This window comes from Clostridium sartagoforme (genome assembly GCF_039521405.1).
GTDB classification, from domain to species: Bacteria; Bacillota; Clostridia; order Clostridiales; family Clostridiaceae; genus Clostridium; species Clostridium sartagoforme.
In genome coordinates, this window is sequence record NZ_BAAACH010000014.1 from 118,252 (window position 1) to 136,464 (window position 18,213).

An 18,213-nucleotide genomic window follows, 5' to 3' on the forward strand; every position below is an offset into this window, starting at 1 on the left:
CATAAGATTTACATAAGATGGTATGGAGGTGAATCTTATGTTAAGAGGAGATAAAAAAAGAGGAGAATACTATGAAGAGGAATCTAAGAGAGAATCAAAATATAGGCTTCTTAGTGATTTAGAAAGATATGAAATATTTAATACAGAAGAAGCAGAAAAATATGATACTCAACAAGCCTTAGATTTTATAATTGATGAAAATGGGAATTTACAATTTATAGTTGCTGCTGTTGCCGGAAGTAAATTAGGCTTATTTGGTGGTAGGGAATATGTAGAAATTCCTTGGAATTATGTCACTAAGATTGGAGCAAATGTTATTGTTGTTTCAGCTGATAAAGATAAGATTAAGAGGGCAAGAGCGTAGAAACTTAGGGAGGTTATTACTTGAAAATAATTATACAAAAATTTGGAGGTACATCAGTATCTACCGAAGAAAGAAGAAATCAAGTAGTATCTAAGGTCAAAGAGGCAATAAATAAAGGATTTTCCACTGTAGTAGTAGTATCTGCTATGGGAAGAAAGGGAGAGCCTTATGCTACTGATACATTATTATCTTTACTAGATAATAATTTTAAAAGAAATAACCTACAAGCAACTGATATGCTTATGTGCTGTGGAGAAATAATAAGTAGTGTAGTAATGAGTAATATGCTAATAAATGCAGGTATTCAAGCAGTTCCACTTACTGGTGGGCAAGCAGGTATTATAACAAATGATAATTTTTCAGAGGCAGATTTAATTTATACAAAAACAGAAGATATAAAAGAAATCTTGAAAATCGGAAAAGTCCCAGTTGTTGCTGGATTTCAAGGTATAACTGAAAGAGGATATTTAACTACTCTTGGAAGAGGGGGAAGTGATACATCAGCATGTCTTTTAGGTCAAGCTTTAAATGCAGAGGAAATAGAGATTTACACAGATGTAGATGGAATAATGACTGCAGATCCAAGGATAGTTAATGATGCATCATTAATAGACACTATAAGCTATAACGAAGTATTTCAACTTGCAGATCAAGGGGCAAAAGTTATACATCCAAGAGCTGTAGAATGTGCAAGAAAGGCTAATATTCCAATAGTTATAAAGAATACAATGAGTCAATGTAAGGGCACGTTAGTAAATAACAATGGAATGAACAGGAAGGAAAAAGTTATCTCTGGGATAACTCATTTAAATAACAGAACACAAATAACAGTAAGGCTGAAAGAAAATAGCAATAAAGATAATTACAGAAACCTATTAGAAACTTTAGCAAAAAATAATATAAGTTTAGATCTTATAAATATATTTCCTACTGAACAAATTTTTACTATAGATTCATGTAAGAAAGAAAAATTAGAAAATGTTCTTAAAGATCAGAATATAAAATATAGTATAATGGACAATTGTAGTACCATAGCTATAGTTGGAATTGGAATGACTGGAGTTCCAGGAATAATGGCTAAAATAATAAAGACATTATCTGAGGACTCAATAGATATATTACAAACAGCAGATTCAAATATGACCATATGGTGTCTAATTAAATCTGAAAATATTATAAAAGCTCTTAATCTACTTCATAAAGCTTTTAAATTAGGTGAATAAAATAAATCCTCTTGTACAAAATAATATTGTATAGGAGGATTTTATTATGAAAAATTTTTTTTACTCATTAAAAAGTGAAAATAAAGATATGGAAAAGGATGAAGAAAAACTAAATGAAGCTAAAGAAAAAAGAGAAGAAATAAAAGAATTTGGTACTACTAATGAAGTAGAGCAAGATGAAAGTATTCAGATATTACCAATAATAGGCCAGATAGAAGGACACCAAGTACTTCCGGCTCAATCAAAATCAACCAAATATGAACATGTAATTCCACAACTTATCTCAATGGAGCGTAATGATAAAGTGAAAGGAGTATTAATAATATTAAATACAGTTGGTGGAGATGTGGAGGCAGGATTAGCTATTGCAGAAATGATAAATTCTTTATCTAAACCTACAGTATCAATAGTAATTGGAGGTGGTCATTCAATAGGAGTCCCACTTGCAACATCTTCTAGTTACTCATTTATAACACCATCTGCAACAATGATAGTACATCCAATAAGAATGAATGGGTTTGTTATAGGAGTTGCTCAAACTTTTAATTATTTTCAAAAAATGCAAGAGCGTATAGATAATTTTATAGTAAGAACATCTAAAATAAATAAAAATGAATTAAAAGAAATGATGTTAAAATCTGATGAGTTATTGAATGATATGGGTACTATATTAATAGGAAGTCAAGCAGTAGAATGTGGACTTATAGATGAAGAAGGCGGGATTAAGGATGCATTGGCTAAATTAAAACAATTAATAGAAGAAAAAGAGGAAGAAGAGAAAAAAGAAATGGATATTAAGGAATAATTATAATAGATATGAAAGAGTATAAAAAATATATTTTATATTTAAAAGATTATAAATTAATTTAGGCGGTTTGAATAATGAGTAGTTATTTAAATTGCTTTTTTTTTATTAATGTTTATAATAATATTATGTAAATAATTAGTTTACAATAAGTGGGAAAACAGTGAGGTGATTCTTTGTCTAAAGTTAAGAGTAAAAATACTAGCAAAAAAAAGGACACAAATAAAAAAAACAATGATTTAAAAGAAAGTGGAGATATTAAGGGAATAATTTATATAGTAGTAGGTATGCTATTATCTATTGCGATTTATACAACTTGGGCAGGTGCATTATCTGTTTTATCAAGAAAAGTAATATATAAATTATTAGGGGTTAGCACTTTTGTTCTTCCGTTATATTTAATTTATTTTGGGTATTATACAATTGTATCAAAGGGAAGTATAAAAGTAACAAGAAGAGTTTTTGCAATTACTCTTATTATATTAGCAATAACACTAGGATGCGCCACTGGTAGTATTAATATATTACAAAATAAAGGCGGATTTTATGAAAGTTGGTTAGAAGTTGTTAATATAAATGGGGTGCATGGAGGGCTTATAGGGCATATCTTTGCTTATCCACTAAGTAAACTTATTGGTTATATAGGATCATATATATTATACATTTCGATATGGGTAATAGGAACAGTATTACTATTTGATATAACTTTCTACGATATAATCATGTATTTTAAAGAAAAAAGTAAAAATGCCAAAAAAGATAAAGCATTAAAAAAGGAAGCGGCTATAGAATCAGCAGCAGAAAAAGAAAATGCACCTTTAATAGAAGTTATACCTAAGGAAAAAGAAAAGGAAAGAGAAGAATTTATAAATGGAATAAATAATAAAATAAAAATTTTAGATTTTATGAAAAATTCTTCTTTAGAAGAAAGTACGATTGAAAGTAATCAAGAAGATTTTAAAGTAGATAAAAATAATAATCCATTTAATATCGAAGTTTTTGATGAAGAAAATCATGAAAGTAGGGCAAATAAAGAAGCTAATAAAAATGTAAAAGAAGATGAAAAGCCTAAGAAAAAAGAGAAGTTAGATAGCTCAGTTAAGGATGTAGTAAGTAAGGAGATAGAAGAAAGTTTAACAGATGAAAAAAAAGAAGAGAAAATTTATATACATCCATCAGTAGATCTTTTAAATATAAATAGCAAAATGAAGCTTAGAAGCGAAGATAAAAAAGAGCTTATAGAAAATGCTGGAAAGCTTGAAGGAATTCTAAATGACTTTGGAGTAGATGCAAAGGTTGTACAAGTGACTAAAGGGCCATCAGTAACAAGATTTGAAATTCAACCGAGTCCAGGAGTTAAGGTTTCTAAAATAGTGAACCTTCAAGATGACATAGCATTAGGACTTGCAGCTAGTGGTGTAAGAATGGAAGCTCCTATTCCTGGAAAGGCAGCTATAGGGATAGAAGTACCAAATAATAAGCAAACATCAGTATTTTTAAGAGAAGTTTTAGATTCCAAGGAGTTTGAAACTTCAGATAAAAAACTAGCTTTTGCTTTAGGAAAAGATATAGCGGGTAAATGTGTAGTTGGCGACTTAGCAACTATGCCTCATATGCTTATTGCAGGGGCAACAGGTTCAGGTAAATCTGTATGCATTAATACTCTTATAGTTAGTTTATTATATAAATACAGTCCGAATGAAGTTAAACTATTAATGGTTGATCCTAAAGTTGTAGAACTTAGTGTTTATAATGGGATACCTCATCTTTTAATTCCTGTAGTTACAGATCCTAAAAAAGCTGCAGCAGCATTAAATTGGGCAGTTAATGAAATGAATAAAAGATATAAGTTATTTGCAGATTCCTCTGTAAGGAATATTGAAAGTTATAATTCTCTTTATGATAAAGGTATAATTGAAGAAAAATTACCTTATATAGTTATGATAGTAGATGAACTTGCTGACTTGATGATGGCGTGCCCTAATGATGTAGAAGATTATATCTGTAGACTAGCACAAATGGCTAGAGCAGCAGGGATGCATTTGATAATAGCAACTCAAAGGCCATCTGTTGACGTAATTACTGGTGTTATTAAGGCTAATATACCATCTAGAATTTCATTTGCTGTTTCATCAGGGATAGACTCAAGAACTATACTAGATTCAACTGGAGCAGAAAAACTTCTAGGAAGAGGAGATATGCTATATTGTCCAATAGGTGAAAACAAACCTATTAGAGTTCAAGGAGCGTTTATTTCAGAAGAAGAAGTAGAAAAAGTAGTAAGTTTTATAAAAGAGGAAGAAGCTGGGGTTGATTATGAAGAATCAATACTTGAACATATAGAAAACGGAAGCAAGGAAAGTGGAAAATCAGATGATATAGAAGAAAATGATGAGCTTTTAGATGAAGCAATAAAAATTGTTATAGAATATAATCAAGCATCAACATCTTTTTTACAAAGAAAACTTAGGATAGGATTTAATAGAGCATCAAGAATAATGGATGAACTTGAAGAGAGAGGTATTATATCCGAAAAAGATGGGAGCAGACCAAGGCAAGTTCTACTTTCTAAAGAAGAATTAAATATGGATGACTAAAAAAACTTGTAAATATTATTTTTCTACATTAAAATAATATTTAGGCTAAAAATCAAGAATTTAGGAAACGTAGGAGGAAGTAGCTTTGGAAAAATATAAAGTTGGTATGGTAAGTTTAGGATGTGATAAGAATAGGGTAGACTCAGAACTTATTCTTGGAACTATAAATAAATTTTATGAAATAACAAATGATCCTAGAGAGGCAGAAATAATAATAGTCAATACATGTGGATTTATTGAAAGTGCAAAACAAGAATCAATAGATACAATATTAGAGATGGCTGAATATAAAAATAAATATAAATGTAAAATGCTTATAGCAACAGGATGTTTAGCTCAAAGATATGGCGAAGAACTTTTAGAACTTATGCCAGAAATTGATATTCTTATGGGTGTTAATGACTATATGAAACTGCATAAGCTTATATTAGATTTTATAAAAGGAGAAAGAAAGCTACTTGCAACGAATTATAGCGATGATAATATAAACGAAGGAATAAGACTTTTAACTACAGATAAGCACACTGCATATGTAAGAATTGCAGAAGGTTGTGATAATTATTGTACTTATTGTATAATTCCAAAAATAAGGGGAAAATTTAGAAGTAGAAGTAAAGAATCTATACTAGAAGAAATTAATTATCTAACTAAAAATGGAGTAAAAGAAATTATTCTAATAGCTCAAGACTTAACATATTACGGAATGGATATATTCAATGAAAATAAACTTCATGAATTAATTAAAGAAATTTCAAATATAAATGGAGTAGAATGGATAAGATTATTATATTGTTATCCAGAAGAAATAACAGAAGAACTAATTGAAGAAATATCAATTAATCCTAAGGTAGTTAAATATTTAGATTTACCAATACAACATATAAGTAGTAATATACTAAGAGGTATGGCGAGAAGAACTAATAAGGAAGCTATAATAGGAATAATAGATAAATTAAGAAAAAGAATACCAGGAATTACTCTAAGAACTTCTCTTATAGTTGGATTTCCAGGAGAAACAGATGCAGATTTTAATGAGCTGTGCAATTTTTTAGAAGATTATAAACTTGATAATGTAGGAGTTTTTAAATATTCAAAAGAAGAAGGAACTCCAGCTGCTAATATGGAAAATCAGGTAGACGAAGATACAAAAGAGCAAAGACAAAAAAAGATTATGATAATTCAAAAAAATGTTGTTGAGGAACTAAACAAATTGAAAATTTCAAAGATTTATGATACTATTATAGAAGGAAGAAAAGGGAAATATTTCATTGGGAGAAGTTCAGAAATGGCACCTGAAATTGACGGAAGTATATTAATTGATGAAGTTAGAAGTCTTAAAAAAGGCGATATTGTGAAAGTCAAAATTAAGGAAGCATTAGAGTATGATTTAATAGGAGAGATATGCGATGAATTTAGCAAATAAGCTAACAATGATAAGAATATTTTTGGTACCGATATTTTTAATATTTATTGCTGTAAAAAACATTCCATATGGAACTTTCATAGCTACTTTTATATTCATAATTGCGTCTTTAACTGATCAATTAGATGGATATATTGCAAGAAGTAGAAATCAAGTAACCAATTTTGGAAAGTTTATGGATCCTCTTGCAGACAAACTTTTAGTTACAGCTGCCCTAATTTCATTAGTAGAACTTCAAGTTATACCAGCTTGGGCTACAGTAGTAATAATAGCGAGAGAGTTTGCAGTTTCAGGACTTAGAACTATAGCAGCAGCAGAAGGAAAAGTAATTGCTGCAAGCAATTGGGGAAAGCTAAAAACTGTTACTCAAATAATTGCCATAATATTTTTATTAATTCAAGTAAATGTAGCATCTTCAAAATATCTAATATCATTAGTATCAGAAAGTGATATATTTAAAAATGTTATTACATATGGACCTAAGATTGCATTGTTTTTAGCTGTACTAATGACGATAATATCTGGATATGATTATTTTGCTAAAAACATGAAAATAATAGATACTAATAAGTAGTTTAAAAAATAGAAATATGGGTATAATTAAAAATAAAAGTTCCATCTTAGATAGTTGGAACTTTTAATATATTTTTAATATATATAGTTTCTAATTAATAAATTATATAAATAGAAAAGTGCTATAACTTAAAGATTAGCATAGCTAATTTATTTAAATGTTGAATAATTATTGAAATTTATATATTTATATTAAAATGAATATTATATGTTGACTATAAGTAAGAAATACTTTATAATTAATTGTAGAACAAATGTTCGCAAAGAGAGGAAGGTGCTATATGGGAAATATAGATATGGATAAGTTAAAGGCTATAGAAAATGCAATGGGTCAAATTGAAAAGCAGTTTGGTAAAGGCTCTATAATGAAACTAGGAGAAAATAGTTCATTAAATATAGAAACTATTTCGACAGGTTGTCTTGATTTGGACATAGCTTTAGGTGTAGGGGGAGTTCCTAAAGGTAGAATAATAGAAATATATGGACCAGAAAGTTCAGGTAAAACAACAGTAGCATTACACATTGCTGCTGAAGCACAAAAGCTTGGAGGCGCTGTTGCTTTTATTGATGCTGAGCACGCATTAGATCCAAGTTATGCAAAAAATTTAGGAGTTGACACAGAAAATCTTATAGTTTCACAACCAGATACAGGAGAGCAAGGGCTTGAAATCGCTGAGGCATTGGTTCGTTCAGGTGCAATAGATGTAATAGTAGTCGATTCAGTTGCAGCTTTAGTTCCAAGAGCGGAAATAGAAGGTGAAATGGGAGATTCTCACGTTGGCCTTCAAGCAAGACTTATGTCACAAGCTTTAAGAAAATTAACGGGAACTATACAAAAAACGGGTTGTGTAGCTATATTTATAAACCAATTAAGAGAAAAAGTTGGAGTTATGTTTGGAAATCCTGAAACTACAACAGGCGGAAGAGCTTTAAAATTCTATTCTTCAGTTAGACTTGATGTTAGAAGAATAGATTCAATAAAACAAGGTGAAAGCATTGTAGGAAATAGAACAAGAGTTAAGGTAATGAAAAACAAGGTAGCACCTCCATTTAAGCAAGCTGAATTTGATATAATGTATAATGAAGGTATATCAAGAAATGGAAATATAGTTGATGTTGGAGTTAAAGAGGGAATGGTTCAAAAGAGCGGAGCTTGGTTCTCTTATGGTGATATAAGACTTGGTCAAGGAAGAGAAAATGCAAAGCAATATCTAAAAGATAATCCTGAAATTGCATTAGAAATAGAAAATAAAATTAGAGAAAAGTTTCAACTTCCAATAATGAAAGAAGTTGCTATAGATAAAACTGCAAAAGATAAAACTACAAAAGATAAAACTGCAAAAGAATAATAAACTTTAATAATATATTGAATATAATTAGATAAAAATGTTAATACTAATAGTCGATAGTGATAATATTGAAATATTATTATTGTCGACTTTTTTATTAATTATAAAATAAAACATAGAAATCAATACATTATTAATAATGTAAACAATTAAATTTTGTTTATCAAATAAATAACTAAACTTGACATAATTTTAATTTTAAGATAAAATAATAACAAATACTGGTTTTATCATATTTCAAATATCAGTTAAGATTAAATGTGATGCCTACTACATTTTCGTTTAAACATAAGTTTATATGAATGGAGGAGGTGTTGTTATGGATATGAATAAGGTTCTTATTTGGATAATAGTTGATATTATAGTATTAGTCATACTTGGCTTATTACTTTATAAGGCTATACAAAGTGCTTCTAAAAATAAGATAGAAGGCTTAGAAAAAGAAGCGGAAACTCTTTTAGAAAATGCTAAGAGAGAAGCTGAAGCAACTAAGAAAGAGTCAATTTTAGAGGCAAAGGAAGAGGTTCATAGACTTAGGAATGATTTAGAAAGGGATTCAAGGGAAAGAAGAAATGAAATTCAAAGACTTGAAAGAAGAATAATTCAAAGAGAGGAATCCCTAGATAAGAAAAGTGATCTTCTGGAAAAGAAAGAAGAAGCATTAAGTAAAAGATTACAAGAAATCGATGAAATGGAAGCAAATGTACAGGAACTATTTGCTAAAAGAAGAGAGGAGCTTGAAAGAATAGCAACTCTGTCTACTGATGAAGCTAGAGAAATTCTTTTAGAAGAAGTTAGAAGAGAAATTACTCATGAAACTGCTATTATGATCAAAGAAATAGAATCTAGAGCAAAAGAAGAAGCAGATAAAAAAGCTAGAGAAATTATAACAACTGCCATTCAAAGATGTGCAGCTGATCATGTATCAGAATCAACAGTACATGTTGTTGCCCTTCCTAATGATGAAATGAAGGGTAGAATTATAGGTAGAGAAGGTAGAAATATCAGAACTCTTGAAACATTAACAGGAGTAGATTTAATAATAGATGATACTCCAGAAGCAGTTATTTTATCAAGTTTTGACCCTGTAAGGAGAGAAATTGCCAAAATAGCTTTAGAAAAGTTAATTGTGGATGGTAGAATTCATCCAGCTAGAATCGAGGAAATGGTAGAAAGAGCTACCAAAGATGTTGAAAATGACATCAAAGAAGAAGGAGAACAAGCAACATTAGAAACTGGTGTTCATGGTGTTCATCCTGAAATAATTAAATTACTTGGTAGACTAAAGTATAGAACTAGTTATGGACAAAATGTGTTAAAGCATTCAATTGAAGTTTCATATTTAGCTGGTGTTATGGCTGCAGAGTTAGGCTTAGATGTAAATTTAGCTAAGAGAGCAGGATTATTACATGATATTGGTAAAGTAGCAACACAAGAAGAAGAAGGCCGCCATGCTGTAATAGGGGGCGATTTAGCGAAAAAATATGGAGAATCACAAGCTGTATATAATGCTATAGCTGCACATCATGGAGATGTTGAGATGCTAACACTAGAAGCTGTATTAGTTCAAGCGGCTGATGCAATATCAGCAGCAAGACCAGGAGCTAGAAGAGAAACTCTTGAGGCTTATATTAAGCGTTTAGAGAAACTTGAGGAAATTGCAAATTCTTACGAAGGTGTAGAAAAATCATATGCAATTCAAGCTGGTAGAGAGATTAGAATTATGGTTAAACCAGATCAGTTAGATGACGCTGGATCTGTAGAATTAGCTAGAAGTTTAGCTAAGAGTATAGAAGAACAATTAGAGTATCCAGGTCAAATAAAAATTAATGTTATAAGAGAAACAAGAGCAGTAGATTATGCTAAATAATATAAAGTACATTTTGCAGTGCAAAATGTACTTTATTTTTCATTTTAAAGAAATTTATTTTTTATATAAATTAAAAAAATAAAAGTATAAAAATTTTAAAAATAAAGAAGGATTTTTTTGTATCTTATAGAATATATATGATGTAGGAGCAAAAGCTCTATAACATATTGTAAACGATTTTTATCTAGGAGGTAAAGACAAGTGGAAGTATTAAAAGTTTCAACAAAATCAAATCCAAATTCGGTGGCAGGTGCATTAGCTGCCATAATTAAGGAAAAAAATATAGTAGAAATCCAAGCAGTAGGAGCAGGTGCTATAAATCAAGCAGTAAAAGCAATTGCTATAGCAAGAGGCTTCGTTGCCCCTAGCGGAAAAGATATTGTTTGTGTTCCAGCATTCACTGATATTGAAATAGATGGTGAAGAAAGAACTGCAATAAAATTAATTGTACAACCAAGATAGTAAGGTTTTATATTTAAATTGGGGAGAAAATCTATTTAGGGGAAATAAAGAAAAGGACTACATTTAGGTAGTTCCTTTTCATATTAAGCAAAATAGCCTTTATAAGCCTTGAAATTTTTTAAAATTACATATATAATGAAATAGTTAAATAGAAAACTATTTTAAATTTAATGTAAAGAGGTGTGTTTAATGATATCTAAAGAGGTTGTAGTAAACAACGGAACTGGTTTACATGCTAGACCAGCAACTTTATTAGTAAAGAAGGCTTCATCTTTCAAATCAGATGTAAGCATAGAGTTTAACGGAAAGAAAGCAAACGTTAAGAGTTTAATTGGAGTTCTTTCTTTAGGAGTAACTAAAGGAGCTAAAATAACTGTTTTAGCAAGCGGAGATGACGAAGCTTTAGCAGCAGAAGAAATTGTTAACTTAATAGCTAACTTAGAAGATTAATAAAAAAGTGCCAAAAGGCACTTTTTTATTAATCTTTTATTAGTATGTAGTTAATTAAATAAATTTAAAGATTTGCACTTGAAAACTAAGGCGATTATATCCAAAGCAGCAATAAATATTACGATATATACTATTCTTTGTAGTATAACAGAGCCTCCAACTAGTAGAGTTACAATATTTATACTTAATAAACCTATGAGACCCCAGTTTATTGCACCAATTAATACTAATATAAAAGATATCTTATCCAATAAAGATATTTTACACATATTTTACCTCCTTATAAATAATACAGTATATATATATTAAAAAAAAACAAAAATATAACTGAAAATTAATATAAAAGCTATTTAAAAGTATTATAATTATGTTATAATACGAATGATGATAAAAAAAACTAAAAATTTATTCGGAGGTTATCTAAAGATGAGAGATTTATATAATTCACCATTAAATTCAAGATATGCATCAAAGGAAATGAGTTTTATATTTTCAGATGATATGAAATTTTCAACATGGAGAAAACTATGGGTTGCATTAGCAGAAGGAGAAAAAGAACTAGGATTAAATATAAGTGAAGAGCAAATAGAAGAACTTAAATCCAATATATATAATATAAATTATGAAGAAGCAATAAAAAAAGAAAAAGAAGTTAGGCATGATGTTATGAGCCATGTTTATGCTTATGGACTTCAGTGTCCTAGAGCAAAGGGTATTATACATTTAGGAGCAACTAGCTGTTATGTTGGAGATAATACAGATATAATAATAATGAGAGATGCACTATTATTAATTAAGAAAAAGATTATATTAGTATTAAATCATTTATCTAGTTTTGCATTAAAATATAAGGAAATGCCTACACTTGGTTTTACACATTTTCAGCCGGCTCAATTAACTACTGTTGGAAAAAGGGCTACTTTATGGATGCAAGATTTAGTTTTAGATATAGAAAATATAGACTTTTTACTGTCAACGCTTAAATTAAGGGGTGTTAAAGGGACTACTGGCACACAAGCAAGTTTCATGGCGTTATTCAATAATGATGAAGAAAAGGTAAAGAAATTAGATTATATTGTAGCTGAAAAAATGGGATTTGCGAAAAGCTACGGTGTAACGGGTCAAACTTACCCAAGAAAGTTAGATTCTATAGTACTAAATAGGTTATCAGAAGTTGCTCAAAGTGCTTATAAATTTAGTAATGATTTAAGGCTATTACAAAGTATGAAGGAAATCGAAGAACCGTTTGAAAAAAATCAAATAGGATCATCAGCAATGGCATATAAGAGAAATCCAATGAGAAGCGAACGAATGGGTTCTCTAGCAAGATATGTAATAGTAAACTCATTAAATCCAGCTATAACAGCAGCTACACAATGGTTTGAGAGAACTTTAGATGATTCAGCTAATAAAAGAATAGCAGTTGCTGAAGCATTTTTAGCATTGGATGGAGTATTGAATCTTTATATAAATATTGCTGAAAATATGGTTGTATATGAAAAAGTTATAAGCTCTCACGTTAATAAAGAGTTACCATTTATGGCTACAGAAAATATCATGATGGAAGCAGTTAAAAGAGGTGGAGACAGACAAGAGCTTCATGAAAAAATTAGGGTTCATTCAATGGAAGCAGCTCAAAGAGTGAAAGGTGAAGGATTAGAAAATGATCTTATAGAAAGAATAATAAATGATAGAAGTTTTATGTTAAATCAAGAGGAAATATTAAATATAATAGATCCAACTAAATTTATTGGGAGAGCTCCAAGTCAAGTTTTAGAATTTATAGATACTTATATAAGACCAGTTATTGAAGAAAATAAAGATGCGTTACAAATAGAAACAGAGATTTTAGTATAATAAAGCAGTTAAAAAGTCATGAAGTGTTATAAAAATAATACTTTATGACTTATTTATTTTAGTAAGAATATTAATGAAAAATGAATAAAATAGTTAAATTAGACAATAATTAATAGATAGAATTAGTAAGGGAGGAATATAAATGATAGATAAAGATGAATATATGTCTCAATGCATAAGTTGTAGTGGAACAGGAAGAATAAAATGCGATTGTGGTACAGAAGAATCGCCAAATGAACGTTGCCTAACTTGTGGTGGTGAAGGGAGTTTTAAATGTCCTGTTTGTGAAGGTGGGGGAAAACTTTAGGTTTATCATAAACTAGATATGTCTAGCAATTAGTTGCATTATTTATATTAAGGTAGGATTTTTTCTTACCTTATCTTTATTTAGAATAACAAAATTAAATGCATTGTAATAGTATATACTGTAATAGTAATTTAAAAGGGAAATTTTTATGTCAATATATATAAGTCATATCCCAAGAACTGAAATGAATATAGGAGATAAAAAAGAAGTAATTTCAACTAGGGTTGGAGACGTAATAGGAAGTAGTGCCCTAGATATTGTATATTTAGTAGGAAATAGAAAAGGCAGTGGGAAAAATACCATCTTTTATAATATGGAAATATTAATTTCTGATGGGGAGACCGGTAAGATAGTTAATATAGACTTAAGAGGAATCGAAGGATACAAGCCGAGAATAACATTGCAGCATTTTAAGGCTGATAAAGATAATGAAATATTATTTTCTATGGAGGATATAGGTACCAATGCATATATAACAGCACAAGTTTTTACATTAGATGGAGACAAAGTTATCAAAATTTTTGATACAAATTACTATAATCAAAGTGAATCATATCAGGTAATATATCAAGATAATTATGTGGTAGATGTTGTAGATACTAAGAAAAATACAGTTTATTCAATAGATATAAGTAGAAAAGATAAACTTTACTTAAGCGAAATATATAATGATAATGGATTATTAAAGAAAAAGATAATAGGGAAGGTTCTTCCAGTATCAGGAATAAGTCCGATAGATATAAGAAGAGAAGATGTATTAGACCTTTTATTAATACAAAAAATTATTGGAAGAAGTGAAAGTGATATTTTAGCTGTAATGAATAGTACTTTAAGCTTTAGGAACATAACTTTTGAAAAAGAAGATTCATTTGTAGGTATATTAGGAGAAAAGTTACCAAATCCTTTAATAAGATCAAAGGAAATAAGCAATAAGAGTTATATAAATTTTTCTAAAATTGAATTTATAGAATCGGAATTAGTAAAAGATAGTTCTATAGAAAGAGCAATAGAAAAGTTTTTTAATTTAAATCATGGAGAGGATAAGGTTAATTATTTATATAATAAAGTGAACTTGAATGATGATGCTAATTATCACATATTAGTTTATTTAGAGGGGCCTAGATTTTGTACTGAAAGAGGGGGAACTTTAGCCATATTCAAAAGAAAAAATGATGAATATAATTTAATATCTAAAATAAGCAATATTGTAAATCCAATAATAATTTCTGAAAATAAAAGTAATGGGTATAGAGACTTAATAGTAAAAGTATTAGATAGTGAAAAAGAAGATTTTAGAGTATTAAAATTTAATGGTAATGCATATCCTTTAGATCCTATAAAAGAAAGAAAAGTAAAAAGTGGAAGTGAAATAAGGGGAATTGCAGCTATTTCTGATGACTTATTCTATACAAGAGGTATAGAATATAAATAAAAGGCTATAACAAAGATAAAAAAAATTAATTTTGAAAATCACTATGGAAGTTTTCAAAATTAATTTTTTTATTCTTAATTTTTACTGCAAGATAGGATTTGTGTTACTTTAACTCAATAGAGTTGTTTGTATCAACTTTAAATGAATCTCCATCTTTCATTAAGATATGTCCAGAAGTATAAGGCTTATCATCTAAATTTATTATAACATTGCTAACATTAAAATAATCTCCAAAAGTATTACATATAGCTTTTAAAGTATTTGTTTCAGCACCAGATCCTAAATTCTGAGCTTCAACAAAGTTAGAAGAAAAATTTAATGTTATAGTATCATTTTCATCATTAACTTTAGCTGATATTAGTGAAATATCATTAGATATAGCAGGAGAAATATCACTATTAGGAGATTTCTTTAATTCATTAATTAATGCTGTAGCTGTAGCTTTATCTTTTATTTCAATAGTTTTATTAATATAAACTATTTTATCAATAACAACATCATAATAATAAATTCTTGCATCATCAGAAACTATTTCACTAGATTCATTATTGGAATTATTAATATTGTTTTTAGAATCATCATTATTATTAGAAAAACTTCCAGTATTATTTTTTTCCGATATATTATTGTCTTTATCTCCATTCTGACAAGAAATCATGGAAAAACCTATTAATAGCGAGATAATTATTGCTGTAAATTTTTTATTCATATATTTACACCTCCAGTTATATAAGTTATTTATATACTAATTTTACTTAAATATTATATGGTTCAAAAATAACTTAAATAAACAGCTGACATTAAGCACAAATCATATAATATATTTAATTATATTATAACATAATTAATAAGTTGTTACAAATTTACATAATATTTCTGTGTAAATAAAGAAATACTATTATTTGAAAAAAATAATTAAATGCCATATAATATAAACCGTTGGTTTAAAAATAATAGGATATATCAAATTATATTTATAAAAATCTAATTAGATATATCCTATTATATTAATTGGAGGAATTATTTAAAAATACTAAATTTAATAGTAATTTAGTATAACCTTCACAAAGAGAAATAGAGATTGGCATATTATTTTCATTAATTAAATACTCTTTATTTAGGGTTTTATATTTAAAATATAAATCAAATAAATTTCTAAAATAAATTGAATTACAGCCTATATAAACTTTGTCAATAATTTCTACGTCAGGAGAAAAGTATTTATCTTTAAGCTTTTTATAGATTAAATAATAAATTATAGAAATAGAAGTTTTTTCTACTTGTCTATAATCATATTTTTTAATATCATCAAAATCTCTTATTAAGTTTTCAAAGAAATCTAAAGTTGATGGATGAAGAGTTAAAATATCTTTATTTAAAAAACTTAAAAGAGAATTAGTATAAAAGGATATATTATTTAAAAAGTTCCATAAATCATTTACATTGAATTTTTCTAATTGTATATTCTGTGAGATTTCCATGTGTATATCAGTAAGAATTCTTTTACTTTCGGAGTAAACCTTATTATTTCCGCAAAGTGTAAAATCTCTAATTAAATTAAAAGCTATTCTATCATCTTCTTTAGAACCAATTGCATATTTACCATCACTATTAAAAAAGTTAATGGTAGTTATAGATAGATGAATCAAAGAAACTAATGCTAAATAAGAATAATTAATATAGGTAACTCCTATACAAAATAAAATTATAAAAATTAAAAAGTCATATATTGGTCCTATCCAAAAGAAAAATCTTATTTTATTTAAAAGAATATTATAATCAATTTTAGAAGAAATTTTCAAACAATTGAAATGAGATCTGCTTGTTATAGTATCATGAATAGGAGGATTTATTTTAATTTTTATATTAGAGTATTTTTTGTATATTGTAAAAGGAATAACATGATAAAAAGAACATTTAAACTTTAGAAATAAAGAAATAATAAAATGCAAAAATTCATGAAAAAATATAATGATATATTCTATGATAACAATTCTTAATATTATAAAAATATATTGCAAAAATAATCATCCTTAAAAATTACTCTTAATTATTAATATAGAAAAATATATTTAAAAAGTGATTATTTTAATAAATAAATCAGCATCAAAAAAGCCTAAGAAATATGTAATAGCTTTTTTGATGCTGTATAGAAAATCTATACCCAAGCTTGTTTTAGAATCTTAAATAATTAAAACTCTACATATTTTAATTTGAAGCTTTGGGATAATAGATATTCAGTAATAAGCATATAATACTTATTAATACAAATAATTTTTAAGGGCAGAGTATAAGCTAATTATATTTAGCTTGTATAATATCAGAAAAAGTATTCTATAAATAATAATACAATACTGTAAAATAATATTAATAAAAGAATAAAAATATTCCTATTATATGAATGAATTTATGAAAAACAAATATTTATATAATAATTTAAAGGAGATAAAAGTATGAATATACAAATATTTGGGCGAAAAAAATGCTTTGATACAAAAAAAGCAGAAAGATATTTTAAAGAAAGAAATATAAATTTTCAATTTATAGATATAGATTTAAAAGGACTTAGTAAAGGCGAACTGAATTCTGTAAAAAAGTCTATTTCTATAAATGAATTAATAAATAAAGATAGTAAGGATTATAGAAAATTAAATTTAGACAAAATTAGAAGTAATGATATGAAAGAAGAGATTTTATTAAAAAATCCTAAATTATTTATATCTCCAATAGTTAGAAATAGTAATATTGCCACTTTAGGATATAAAAAAGAAATTTGGGATACCTGGGAATAAAATAAAGTAAAAAAGGTGAACAAATGATTAAAATAAAAATACAAAAGGTTAAAGAAGAACAGCTTATATTTAAAATTAGTTTAAAAGAAAATGATATAGAAAGATATCCATTATTAAAGAGACCTATAATAGAAGGTAAGCAAATAAAAGGTAGATTTAATTATGAAGTGCCGCTTAGATATTTTGTACCAATAATAAATAACATAAATAAGGAAGATTTCATTATTGATAAAAATAGTAAATTAGAATTTCTAGAGTTTTTTGATAACTTTGAAGAAAGACATTATGCCAGTTTATCAGCAACTCCTAAATTCATGAAAACATGGAGAAATGAAGATTGTCCTAATATATTTAAAATAAAAATAAATCCTGAAAATAAAAATTTATCTAAACAATTAGCTTTTAAAAAAATAAAAATAAAAATTGATTAAAGATAAAAAGGAATTAAAGCATTTTAGCTTTAATTCCTTTTCATATTTAATGAAGGAGATGAATTTATATGGATTAGCTTTAAAGCTAATAGCTATATTAAATATATGAATAAACTCATATAAATGTTACATATAAAATTATGTTTTTAAATTTTAAACTCAATAATATTTATTGGATAATGTATAAAATAAGGATAGGGTTTTTGTACTGTTATACAATTAAATAAAGTGGAAATAAATTATATAATAAACATATGAAGTAAAAGTTAAAGAAGTTT

Annotated in this window: 18 protein-coding genes; 15 read left to right on the top strand and 3 right to left on the bottom strand. The window is 27.4% G+C overall.

Annotation, left to right across the window (positions count from 1 at the left end; all coding sequences use genetic code 11):
• Window positions 1–37: 37 nt before the first annotated feature.
• The 10 genes from ABDZ60_RS06840 (at window position 38) to ABDZ60_RS06885 (ending at window position 11,116) form a co-directional block, all read left to right on the top strand.
• Complete coding sequence (locus ABDZ60_RS06840) at window positions 38–364, top strand: YlmC/YmxH family sporulation protein (protein WP_047000619.1); 327 nt, start codon at window positions 38–40, stop codon at window positions 362–364.
• A 20-nt stretch (window positions 365–384) separates the two neighbouring features.
• On the top strand, window positions 385–1,587 hold the full coding sequence (gene dapG / locus ABDZ60_RS06845) for an aspartate kinase (protein ID WP_016206319.1): 1,203 nt from the start codon (window positions 385–387) through the stop codon (window positions 1,585–1,587).
• A gap of 46 nt (window positions 1,588–1,633) precedes the next feature.
• The gene (locus ABDZ60_RS06850) at window positions 1,634–2,392 is read left to right on the top strand and encodes a ClpP family protease (protein ID WP_016206318.1); all 759 of its coding nucleotides are present in this window, start codon (window positions 1,634–1,636) and stop codon (window positions 2,390–2,392) included.
• 176 nt (window positions 2,393–2,568) lie between these two features.
• The gene (locus ABDZ60_RS06855) at window positions 2,569–4,989 is read left to right on the top strand and encodes an FtsK/SpoIIIE family DNA translocase (RefSeq protein WP_016206317.1); all 2,421 of its coding nucleotides are present in this window, start codon (window positions 2,569–2,571) and stop codon (window positions 4,987–4,989) included.
• 85 nt (window positions 4,990–5,074) lie between these two features.
• Entirely contained in the window at window positions 5,075–6,412 is a 1,338-nt protein-coding gene (gene rimO / locus ABDZ60_RS06860; protein WP_343777088.1) for a 30S ribosomal protein S12 methylthiotransferase RimO, read from the top strand.
• The gene (gene pgsA / locus ABDZ60_RS06865) at window positions 6,396–6,986 is read left to right on the top strand and encodes a CDP-diacylglycerol--glycerol-3-phosphate 3-phosphatidyltransferase (protein ID WP_016206315.1); all 591 of its coding nucleotides are present in this window, start codon (window positions 6,396–6,398) and stop codon (window positions 6,984–6,986) included. The genes rimO and pgsA overlap by 17 nt, the downstream gene beginning before the upstream one ends.
• 280 nt (window positions 6,987–7,266) lie before the next feature.
• Complete coding sequence (recA, locus tag ABDZ60_RS06870; RefSeq protein ID WP_016206314.1) at window positions 7,267–8,334, top strand: recombinase RecA; 1,068 nt, start codon at window positions 7,267–7,269, stop codon at window positions 8,332–8,334.
• 325 nt (window positions 8,335–8,659) lie between these two features.
• Window positions 8,660–10,204 (top strand): ribonuclease Y, encoded by a 1,545-nt coding sequence (gene rny, locus ABDZ60_RS06875; protein ID WP_016206313.1) that lies wholly within the window; start codon window positions 8,660–8,662, stop codon window positions 10,202–10,204.
• A gap of 201 nt (window positions 10,205–10,405) precedes the next feature.
• Window positions 10,406–10,666: a stage V sporulation protein S gene (locus ABDZ60_RS06880; protein ID WP_016206312.1), complete on the top strand. Its 261-nt coding sequence runs from the start codon at window positions 10,406–10,408 to the stop codon at window positions 10,664–10,666.
• Between the two features lie 189 nt (window positions 10,667–10,855).
• On the top strand, window positions 10,856–11,116 hold the full coding sequence (locus tag ABDZ60_RS06885; protein ID WP_016206311.1) for an HPr family phosphocarrier protein: 261 nt from the start codon (window positions 10,856–10,858) through the stop codon (window positions 11,114–11,116).
• 50 nt (window positions 11,117–11,166) lie between these two features.
• Here ABDZ60_RS06885 and ABDZ60_RS06890 read toward each other — a convergent pair whose 3' ends face one another.
• Window positions 11,167–11,385, bottom strand: a complete 219-nt coding sequence (locus ABDZ60_RS06890; RefSeq protein WP_016206310.1) for a DUF378 domain-containing protein — start codon at window positions 11,383–11,385, stop codon at window positions 11,167–11,169.
• A gap of 157 nt (window positions 11,386–11,542) precedes the next feature.
• On the opposite strand from ABDZ60_RS06890, the gene purB reads away from it, so the two are divergent.
• From purB to ABDZ60_RS06905, 3 genes are all read left to right on the top strand, one after another.
• Window positions 11,543–12,973: an adenylosuccinate lyase gene (gene purB / locus ABDZ60_RS06895; RefSeq protein WP_016206309.1), complete on the top strand. Its 1,431-nt coding sequence runs from the start codon at window positions 11,543–11,545 to the stop codon at window positions 12,971–12,973.
• 142 nt (window positions 12,974–13,115) lie between these two features.
• Window positions 13,116–13,280 (top strand): DnaJ-like cysteine-rich domain-containing protein, encoded by a 165-nt coding sequence (locus tag ABDZ60_RS06900; RefSeq protein ID WP_343777092.1) that lies wholly within the window; start codon window positions 13,116–13,118, stop codon window positions 13,278–13,280.
• 148 nt (window positions 13,281–13,428) lie between these two features.
• Entirely contained in the window at window positions 13,429–14,712 is a 1,284-nt protein-coding gene (locus ABDZ60_RS06905; RefSeq protein ID WP_016206308.1) for a hypothetical protein, read from the top strand.
• Between the two features lie 103 nt (window positions 14,713–14,815).
• Here ABDZ60_RS06905 and ABDZ60_RS06910 read toward each other — a convergent pair whose 3' ends face one another.
• Window positions 14,816–15,421, bottom strand: a complete 606-nt coding sequence (locus ABDZ60_RS06910; RefSeq protein ID WP_016206307.1) for a GerMN domain-containing protein — start codon at window positions 15,419–15,421, stop codon at window positions 14,816–14,818.
• 298 nt (window positions 15,422–15,719) lie between these two features.
• Window positions 15,720–16,361 carry a hypothetical protein gene (locus tag ABDZ60_RS06915; RefSeq protein ID WP_172655007.1) on the bottom strand — a complete coding sequence of 214 codons (642 nt, stop codon included), beginning with the start codon at window positions 16,359–16,361 and terminating at the stop codon, window positions 15,720–15,722.
• Between the two features lie 804 nt (window positions 16,362–17,165).
• On the opposite strand from ABDZ60_RS06915, the gene ABDZ60_RS06920 reads away from it, so the two are divergent.
• Both ABDZ60_RS06920 and ABDZ60_RS06925 read left to right on the top strand, forming a co-directional pair.
• Window positions 17,166–17,504, top strand: a complete 339-nt coding sequence (locus ABDZ60_RS06920) for an arsenate reductase family protein (RefSeq protein ID WP_016206602.1) — start codon at window positions 17,166–17,168, stop codon at window positions 17,502–17,504.
• 23 nt (window positions 17,505–17,527) lie between these two features.
• Window positions 17,528–17,935 carry a hypothetical protein gene (locus ABDZ60_RS06925; RefSeq protein ID WP_047000625.1) on the top strand — a complete coding sequence of 136 codons (408 nt, stop codon included), beginning with the start codon at window positions 17,528–17,530 and terminating at the stop codon, window positions 17,933–17,935.
• Window positions 17,936–18,213 lie beyond the last annotated feature (278 nt).